This is a genomic window from Ancylomarina sp., assembly GCF_041555295.1.
Lineage (GTDB): Bacteria > Bacteroidota > Bacteroidia > Bacteroidales > Marinifilaceae > Ancylomarina.
The window spans coordinates 1-8,403 of sequence record NZ_JBFFKR010000149.1 but is presented as its reverse complement, the minus strand read 5'-3'; the positions used below and the strand labels follow the sequence as shown (position 1 = coordinate 8,403).

The 8,403-nt window shown below is 38.2% G+C and carries 7 protein-coding genes and 1 tRNA gene; 4 read left to right on the top strand and 4 right to left on the bottom strand.

Features of this window, described 5'->3' with window-relative positions; genetic code table 11:
• Positions 1-1,025 (bottom strand): methionine adenosyltransferase (metK, locus tag ABY905_RS10945; protein WP_372643634.1); only part of this gene is annotated, 1,025 nt, incomplete at its 3' end.
• 294 nt (positions 1,026-1,319) lie between these two features.
• The gene (gene gldA, locus ABY905_RS10940) at positions 1,320-2,222 is read right to left on the bottom strand and encodes a gliding motility-associated ABC transporter ATP-binding subunit GldA (protein WP_372643632.1); all 903 of its coding nucleotides are present in this window, start codon (positions 2,220-2,222) and stop codon (positions 1,320-1,322) included.
• 426 nt (positions 2,223-2,648) lie between these two features.
• Here gldA and ispG point away from each other — a divergent pair, with 426 nt between their 5' ends.
• Both ispG and ABY905_RS10930 read left to right on the top strand, forming a co-directional pair.
• Positions 2,649-4,604, top strand: a complete 1,956-nt coding sequence (gene ispG / locus ABY905_RS10935) for a (E)-4-hydroxy-3-methylbut-2-enyl-diphosphate synthase (RefSeq protein ID WP_372643630.1) — start codon at positions 2,649-2,651, stop codon at positions 4,602-4,604.
• Between the two features lie 144 nt (positions 4,605-4,748).
• Positions 4,749-5,534 carry a hypothetical protein gene (locus tag ABY905_RS10930; RefSeq protein ID WP_372643628.1) on the top strand — a complete coding sequence of 262 codons (786 nt, stop codon included), beginning with the start codon at positions 4,749-4,751 and terminating at the stop codon, positions 5,532-5,534.
• Positions 5,535-5,541: 7 nt separating this feature from the next.
• Here ABY905_RS10930 and ABY905_RS10925 read toward each other — a convergent pair whose 3' ends face one another.
• Complete coding sequence (locus tag ABY905_RS10925; RefSeq protein WP_372643625.1) at positions 5,542-6,174, bottom strand: HAD family hydrolase; 633 nt, start codon at positions 6,172-6,174, stop codon at positions 5,542-5,544.
• 98 nt (positions 6,175-6,272) lie between these two features.
• Between ABY905_RS10925 and ABY905_RS10920 the strand changes: the two genes are divergently transcribed.
• Positions 6,273-6,346: transfer RNA gene (locus ABY905_RS10920), tRNA-Ile, on the top strand.
• A 104-nt stretch (positions 6,347-6,450) separates the two neighbouring features.
• Positions 6,451-6,738, top strand: a complete 288-nt coding sequence (locus tag ABY905_RS10915) for a GIY-YIG nuclease family protein (protein ID WP_372643623.1) — start codon at positions 6,451-6,453, stop codon at positions 6,736-6,738.
• A 213-nt stretch (positions 6,739-6,951) separates the two neighbouring features.
• Here ABY905_RS10915 and ABY905_RS10910 read toward each other — a convergent pair whose 3' ends face one another.
• A complete protein-coding gene (locus tag ABY905_RS10910; RefSeq protein WP_372643620.1) occupies positions 6,952-7,971 on the bottom strand; it encodes a DUF6588 family protein in 1,020 nt (339 codons plus the stop codon).
• Positions 7,972-8,403 lie beyond the last annotated feature (432 nt).

Below are 8,403 nucleotides of genomic sequence, written 5' to 3'. Positions count from 1 at the left end.
TCAGCAATTTCACCTTTGCTCATATCAACATTACACTTGCCATAAGTGCCTACATAGATACCAACAGGCTCAGCCACACCAATAGCATACGAAAGTTGTACTAACATTTCGTCAGCAACACCAGCAGCAACAAGGTTCTTCGCAATATGACGAGCTGCATAAGCTGCAGAACGGTCTACTTTAGAAGGATCTTTACCTGAGAATGCACCACCACCGTGAGCACCTTTTCCACCGTAAGTATCAACAATAATCTTACGACCTGTAAGACCTGTATCACCATGAGGACCACCAATTACGAATTTACCCGTTGGGTTCACATGTAGAATAAAATCAGCATCGAAGAAAGCCTGAACACGTGCTGGTAACATTTTAATCACACGAGGGATTAAGATGGTACGAACATCGTCCTTAATTTTAGCCAACATGCTCTCATCATCAGGACCAAAATCGTCGTGCTGAGTAGAAACCACAATGGTATGTACTCTTTCGATGGTATCATCGTCAGCATACTGAATAGTCACCTGTGATTTTGAATCGGGACGCAAGTAGGTCATATCTTTCCCCTCACGACGAATCTCAGCCAATTCCATCAACAAACGGTGCGATAGCTCAAGAGATAAAGGCATATAGTCGTCAGTCTCTTTACAAGCGTAACCAAACATCATGCCTTGGTCACCTGCTCCCTGGCTCATTGGATCTTCACGATCTACACCACGGTTGATATCGTCTGATTGCTCGTGAATAGCCGTTAGCACACCACAAGATGTACCATCAAACTTGTACTCGCTTTTGGTGTAACCAATTCGGTTTATCACACTACGAGCAACTTCCTGAGCATCGATATAAGTTTTTGTTTTTACTTCGCCTGCTAAGATAACTTGTCCTGTTGTTACCATAGTTTCGCAAGCTACTTTCGAGTTTGGATCGAAAGCTAAAAATTTGTCCAATAAAGCATCTGAAATTTGATCAGCAACTTTATCAGGATGTCCCTCTGAAACAGATTCAGAAGTAAATAAATATCCCATAAAATTTTAATGTTTAGAGTACTTTAGAGTGTCTTAAGTTTAAAATACTTAAAGTGTTCGATATACGGATTCACTTTAGGCACTTAAGTCGTTTATTAAGTACTTTTCATAAATAAAATATACGGGAAAGCATTGGTTGTACTATGTACAGAAAATGTAATAGGGTAAGTATTACCATTTAGCATTTTTTTCTGTGGTCGCAATCAGCCAAATCTTTCCACTTAATTCGATGCAAAGGAAAGCAAAGTTTCGGAAACAAACAAGGTTGATTATGCATTTAGGACTTAAAGCTCTTTATTGCTTTGTAAGTTCCTGAAAGAGAGCCTCCAGACTTCTTTCTTGAGATTTCATTTCAAGAATAATGAGTTGATTGTCAACCGCCATTTGAAACACTTGTGCGCGTATATCGGACTTTGCCGATATATAATAGCAATGATCGGGACCTTGGGCTACTCGCTCAACGCCAGTGATATTTAGCAATAAGTGCTTGGGAATATCTGTCGTAAACTGCAAGTCCAGAACATGTGATTCTTTAATGCTGTGAATATTATTCGAAGCCTGATCGGCAACTAATTGACCTTTGTTTATTATCAGCACACGCTCACATATAGCTTCAACTTCCTGCATGATATGAGTGGAAAACATCACGGTTTTTTCTTTCCCGATATTCTTAATCAGCTGACGTATCTCAATCAGCTGGTTGGGATCGAGTCCCGTAGTAGGTTCATCCAGAATCAAGACTTTAGGATCGTGAATGAGAGCCTGTGCAAGTCCAACTCTTTGTCGGTAACCTTTTGATAGGGCGCCTATTTTTTTCTTTTGCTCCAAGCCTAAGCCTGTAAGCTCAATCATTTCGTCAACCCTTTTCTTCTTATTTTTACCCACCTTGTAGATGCCTGCCACATATTCCAGATATTCTTTCACATACAGGTCCAGGTAAAGGGGATTGTGCTCAGGCAGATAACCAATTTGCTTTCGAATTTCCAAAGAATGCTCCATCACATTCAAGCCATTTACAAAAACATCGCCAGAGCTTTGAGGCAGAAAGCCCGTAATAATCTTCATCATGGTCGATTTACCAGCTCCATTGGGTCCAAGGAAGCCAACGACCTCAGTATCTGAAATTTCAAAACTTAAAGCATCTAAAGCTTTCTGTTTGCCATAAAATTTACTGACTTCTTTAACTTGTATTGACATGATTTTTATCTCCTTATTTCTCGCAAATTTCACTCAAGAGGGCATATTTTAAATACGCTTTCTTATTCTCTATTTAAACACACCCTTTCGTCTGTCGACACTTTGTTCATAGATGATTATAAAAGTATTCACGATCTCCACTTCGTTTCGGTTCCCTAAGAGGGAAAGATTATTCTAATATAGTTACTATTTCTCCCTTTTTAGGGGAGATGTCTGAAGGACAGAGGGGTGCTTTGTTATTTTTTTATTATGAACAAGCCCTGTAAGGCATTCGAAATTCAAATTTAAGAATTTATAGCTTACATTTGTACATCAAATAGAATCAGACTAAGATTTATCAATATCAAATAGCCTACAGCTTTATACCCATTTAGATAGATTTTATCGCCTGGGATATCAGAAAGAGCTGTTTATAATATAAAGTTCATGACAATTTCGAAACTCAATACATTCTGTAAAGATCTATTTAACTATTCGCGACGTTTATCTTCCGAAACCAAAATTGGAAAAACGCCGCTGGGGTCTCAATATCCTATCCGTGTGCAGTCGATGACCAATACCGATACCAATGATGTGCAGGCAAGTGTTGAGCAAGCCATTAGAATGATAGAGTCGGGAGCGGAGTATGTGAGATTGACTACACAGGGAACAAAAGAAGCTGAGAATCTTAAATATATCAAAGCAAGTTTGTTGGAGAAAGGCTATGAAACGCCCTTGGTTGCCGATATTCATTTTAACCCTGAGGCGGCAACTATAGCAGCACAGTATGTGGATAAGATTCGTGTAAACCCGGGTAACTTTGTTGACAAAAAAGCTGATTTGAAGGGTTCGGAATACTCTGAAGAAATGTATCAGGAAGGTTTAAAGAAGATTAACACCAAGTTTATTCCTCTGATTAATATTTGTAAAGAGCACCAGACGGCTATTCGCATTGGAACCAATCACGGATCATTGTCCGATCGAATTATGAGCCGTTATGGTGATACACCGCGCGGGATGGTTGAGGCGACTCTTGAGTTTCTTCGTATTTGTAAAGAGGAGAGGTTTAATGATGTTGCGATTTCCATTAAATCGAGCAACACAGTGATGATGGTGAAAACCGTACGTTTGCTGGTGATTGAAATGAATAAGGAAGAACTCTATTTTCCTTTGCACTTGGGCGTAACTGAGGCTGGCGAAGGTGAGGATGGGAGAATTAAATCGGCTGTTGGGACAGGTGCTCTTTTGAATGATGGCTTAGGTGATACCATCCGGATTTCACTGACTGAAGACCCTGAGATTGAATCGCCAGTTGGCCAGAAAATGGTGGATTATATTCTCAAGAAGGAGAATCATGCGCCAATTCAATCGCCTGTGTATAGCGGTATCAACCTTTGCGATTTTTATAAACGATCAACTCAGGAAGTGGCTAATATTGGAGGCCGAAAACAAGCTATTGTTCTTTCAGACTTCAGCTTAGAAAGGCATTTTAGTAGCGATTTCCCGGAACAGGTAGGCTATAAGGTGAATCCGGAAAGTTTGGAGTGGGAGAAAGGTGATTTGGCAGCTGATTATATATATACAAATGGCTTTGATCCTTCAATTATAGATTTTCCTAAAGAGCTGGGATTGATTGTCGATTCAGTATACTGGGAAGATGCTTTCCAGTATTCAGATAAGGTTTTGCCTTTGTTTACTCCCGAGGTGTTCATGCACGATAATTTAAGCTCATTTGCTACTGACATTCATTTTATCGCTTGTGATTACTCGGACCTAAGCGGAGAATTTATTAATAGACTAAAGGGCAATCCTAAAGCCGTGGTCATTTGCCAATCGAAGCATCAAAATGCTTTTGCAGAGCAACGTGCTTTTGTTTTCAAGCTGATTCAGTTCAATTGTAAGACACCAGTGGTTTTCCATCGATTATTCAACGAAAATGAGTTGGAAGATCTACAGCTGAAATCTGCTTGTGATCTAGGATCCTTATTTATTGATGGATTAGGGAACGGTATTTGTTTGAATAACGCTGGAAGCATAAGTAAAGAGGATGTGAATGCTGCTGCTTTCGGCATTTTGCAGGCGTCTCGTGTTCGCACATCTAAAACAGAGTTTATCTCGTGCCCGGGATGCGGTCGTACCTTATTTAAGCTTCAGGATGTGGTTAGTGAAGTCAAGAAGAAGTTTGCACATTTATCTCACCTTAAAATTGGTGTTATGGGTTGCATCGTGAATGGTCCGGGAGAGATGGGAGATGTGGACTATGGCTATGTAGGCGCCGGCGCTGGAAGAGTATCACTATACAAATCTCAGGATTTGGTTAAGAAGAATATTTTGAGTGAGGATGCCATCGACGAATTGATTAAGATCATCAAAGAAAATGGTGATTGGGTGGATGTTAAATAGCAATATGTAAAATAAGCATTTTGAATAGGCTATTCATAGATCTAATTTTCTTATCTTCAATTGATTTTTTAAGTTTAAAGAGCGTATTTTAAACATGCATTTTGACAATTGTACCCATACTGTAAAAATAAAGGACTAAAGAATATGAACTTCAGACTATTAGTTGTTTTTTTTCTATTTACATCAAGTATAGCTTCATCTCAAGAGCTCAATATTAAAGGGGTTTTTACGGGGGCGAATGTCTATGTTATGAATCCTTTTGCAAAAAATGAGAATCGTTTTACCATTGAATCCATTTCTATCAACGATAAGGGGTATACTGAAAAGATGGAGTCGAGTGCCTTCGAAATTGACTTGGCACATATGGGTTTTAAACTTGGTGAAGATTTACGCTTTTGTATACGATATAAAGATTCAATAATGCCATCAATCATTAATATGGAGGCTATACAGGCAGTGAGTTCTTTCGAAATGAAAAAGGCTTCTATCGATAAAGATCAATTCCTGAATTGGAAGTGTTCAAATGAGATAGGATCTCTTCCTTTTAGTATTCAGCAATACCGTTGGAATAAATGGCTTACTGTAGGGAAATTGAGAGGCGTTGGAACATATGGTGTTAATGATTATAGGATAAAAGTTCCGATTCATTCTGGTGAGAATATGTTTCGAATTCATCAGGTTGATTATACCGAAAAGGACAACTATTCGGATACGATTCAATACAAATCAAGAATTAAACCAGTCTCCCTGGTGAATAAAAAAGTGACATCGAAGCTGGTTTTTTCAGCTCCGACTCAATTTGAGATCTTTGATTTGTTTGGCAATCTTATTTACAACGGCTTTGGAAAAGAAGTGCGTTTCGATGACTTAATTCCTGGTAAATACTACGTGAATTACGATAATACCATCGGAGAATTTATCAAAGAATAAGTTCAATCTAATTCTTAGCAAATAAGTCCAGAATACTTTCTCCATTTTCAAGATCGAGATGGTGAGCAATCATACCTACGGCACGAGCAGCCTCCACATTAGAGTACATGTCGTCGATAAATAGGGTTTCTTCGGCTTTCAGGTTTTCGGCTCTTAAAAGTTCGTTATAAATGCTTGTGTCAGGTTTGCGTAAACCCATATTGTGAGAATAATAGTCTTTCTCAAAACAATCGGACAATTCAACACCATGGCTTTCTCTTATCAGTTTGGTATAGTATTCCCAGTGGATGCTATTGGTATTACTTAGTAAGAAAATCTTATGTGTTTTTTTAAGCTCCTGCAATAAGAGAAGCCTCTCGTAAGGGAAATCAAGCAGCATGGCATTCCAAGCTTGATCAATCTGTTGGTCGCTAACTTCTGCGTCAATATATTGACGAATCTCGTTTCGGAAGTCCCCAGGACTTAACTCGCCTTTCTCTAAACGATCGAATAAACCATTTTCTCGATATTCATGTTGTATTCGATCTGTATCGTTTAAACCTATCGCTTTAAACTGATTAACAGAATTTTCAGGCTTAATATTTAGTAGGACTCCACCTAGATCGAAGACTATATTTGGGATTGATGAAAAATTAGGCATATTTTTTCCTTAATATTTTTGAATTATTCAATGCAAATATGTAACATTGCAGTCGCAAAACAAAGGTAATAAAATACTTTTACCGTCTTGTTTTCGACGGGCCTATAGCTCAGCTGGTTAGAGCACCTGACTCATAATCAGGGGGTCCCTGGTTCAAGCCCAGGTGGGCCCACCCCCAATATCAAGCAGTTACGACATTGTCGTAGCTGCTTTTTTTTATTTACAAACAATTCTCCCTGCAAAATACAGTATATTTAGATCTATAAATTATTATTTATGGCATACTGTTATATTTTATATAGTAAGATCTTAGATCGATTCTACTACGGTTCTACAGAACTGAAGCCTTTGGAAAGGTTAGAATTACACCTTCAAAGGCACTACGGAAATAAAAAATTTACTGCGAAAACAAATGATTGGGAACTTGTATGTTCTATTAATTGTGGATCTATTAATCAAGCAAGAAGAATTGAAGCATTTATAAAAAAGATGAAAAGTAAAAAATACACTGCCTCCCTAGTTTCTAGTTGTGAAAAGGTAGATTGGTTATTGAAAAACGTATAAGGCCACGGTTCACCCCGATACTTCGGGGCAGGTGGCCCCCCCCAGTATCAAGCAGTTACGACATTGTCGTAGCTGCTTTTTGCTTTTTATCTCTAGCCATATTTAATATTGAGACTTTCTATTTTCAATCTTGTTTTAAGATGAGAAATAGGAGAATAAAAAAGAGAATGACCTTTGGGAGGCACTCTCTTTATTTAGGTTTTCAATTGGAATTTATCTGAAACTAAAAGCTATACCTCCAGTTATTGTGTTGTATTCCTGCATGGTATAATCGGCAAAGATTTTAAAGAAGCCGAGATTTAAACGAGTTCCTAATGTTGCTCTTACACCGCTTGCATCAAATTCAACAGATACAGGATCTGTAATCGTCTCGGTAACGGTCATTCCTGTTCCTTCCAAAGTATATTCCAAATCGTAAGTTCCTTTAATATCTACATCCATCTTTGCTGTATTAAAACCAACTGCTCCGTAAAATTCAATCAACTTAAGATTAACTGATGCAATAGCTTGAATGGTATAAGCATTTGTAGAGAATTCCATCAATTGTCCTGAGCCATCCAAACCTGACTCTGCTTCAATATCATATTCTGCTGTTAGTCTAGTATAAGCAACTAAGGCAGAAACATCAAAAGGCGTTTTGTCAATTTTCAACAGTTTTGAAAAGCTTTTCTGAATACCTATACCAAACATGCCAGTTTCCAGATCTGAAGTGGCAATCTTAGGTAGGTATCTTATTTTTAGATCTGCGTCGATTACTGGAATTCCGATGCCTACCTGAAGCGTTACAGAAGGAACAGCATTCATTGGTAAATCATCGCCAATACCATCGGGCATAGTGAAATCGGTCAACTTAAAATCGCCACCATCTGTTGCAATTTTTGCATTTAGAGTCGTATTATTCTCCCCTCCCATAAAAGTCTGGATTTTGGGACTACCACTTGCTAGGCTGATATTATTGTAATCAGAAGCTACAAAACTAAAGGCTTCGTCTTTACTTGGAACTTGGGCAAGATTTGCAACGAAGGTAATGTCGAAACCAAACTTCTTATGCGTTCTGGCAGTTGTGTACCAGCCGCTATTCAGTCCATACATAAAACCTTTGGCTACTGGATTTACATAGTTTTCGGTCAGCTTTGAAGCATCTTCGGTTCCGGCTAAAAGAAACTGCTCAATGTCCTGAGACTTTCCTAAAAAAGGAATCAGTAAAAAAAGAAGTAGAATAAATTTTTTCATGGGGATAATATTTATGATGAATATTTAAACAACTACTTGTTGTCAGTAACTCGCTTTGCTCAAGTTAAAGGAAAAAATAAATGTATCCAAAAAGGATTTCCAAGCTTTAGGAGTTAAACCGGAACTTAACCGCTTAAGGCGGATATGAGCCTAGCGATATTTTAATTGAAATTTATTTGTAGAATTCAGGGCATAAAAAAAGCTCCTAACTTTCGTTAAGAGCTTCTCTAAGTAGCGGGGATCAGACTCGAGCTTGTCCGCCGTAGGCGGATATGAGCCTAGCGATATTTTAGGGGTCAGTGACAAAAGTTGGGTCTGCTTTAAATTCATCATATCTTTACTTGCATAAAATTGAATATATTTTTCTCTTATGCACAAGTCCATATTATCCTTATTCTTTCCAGCAGGTCTTTTAGATTATTTTGACATTGT

Coding starts and splice junctions, on each gene's coding strand:
- ABY905_RS10925 (WP_372643625.1), bottom strand. CDS start 6,174: ATGCCTAATTTTTCATCAATCCCAAATATAGTCTTCGATCTAGGTGGA.
- ABY905_RS10930 (WP_372643628.1), top strand. CDS start 4,749: ATGAACTTCAGACTATTAGTTGTTTTTTTTCTATTTACATCAAGTATA.
- ABY905_RS10910 (WP_372643620.1), bottom strand. CDS start 7,971: ATGAAAAAATTTATTCTACTTCTTTTTTTACTGATTCCTTTTTTAGGA.
- ABY905_RS10915 (WP_372643623.1), top strand. CDS start 6,451: ATGGCATACTGTTATATTTTATATAGTAAGATCTTAGATCGATTCTAC.
- ispG (WP_372643630.1), top strand. CDS start 2,649: ATGACAATTTCGAAACTCAATACATTCTGTAAAGATCTATTTAACTAT.
- gldA (WP_372643632.1), bottom strand. CDS start 2,222: ATGTCAATACAAGTTAAAGAAGTCAGTAAATTTTATGGCAAACAGAAA.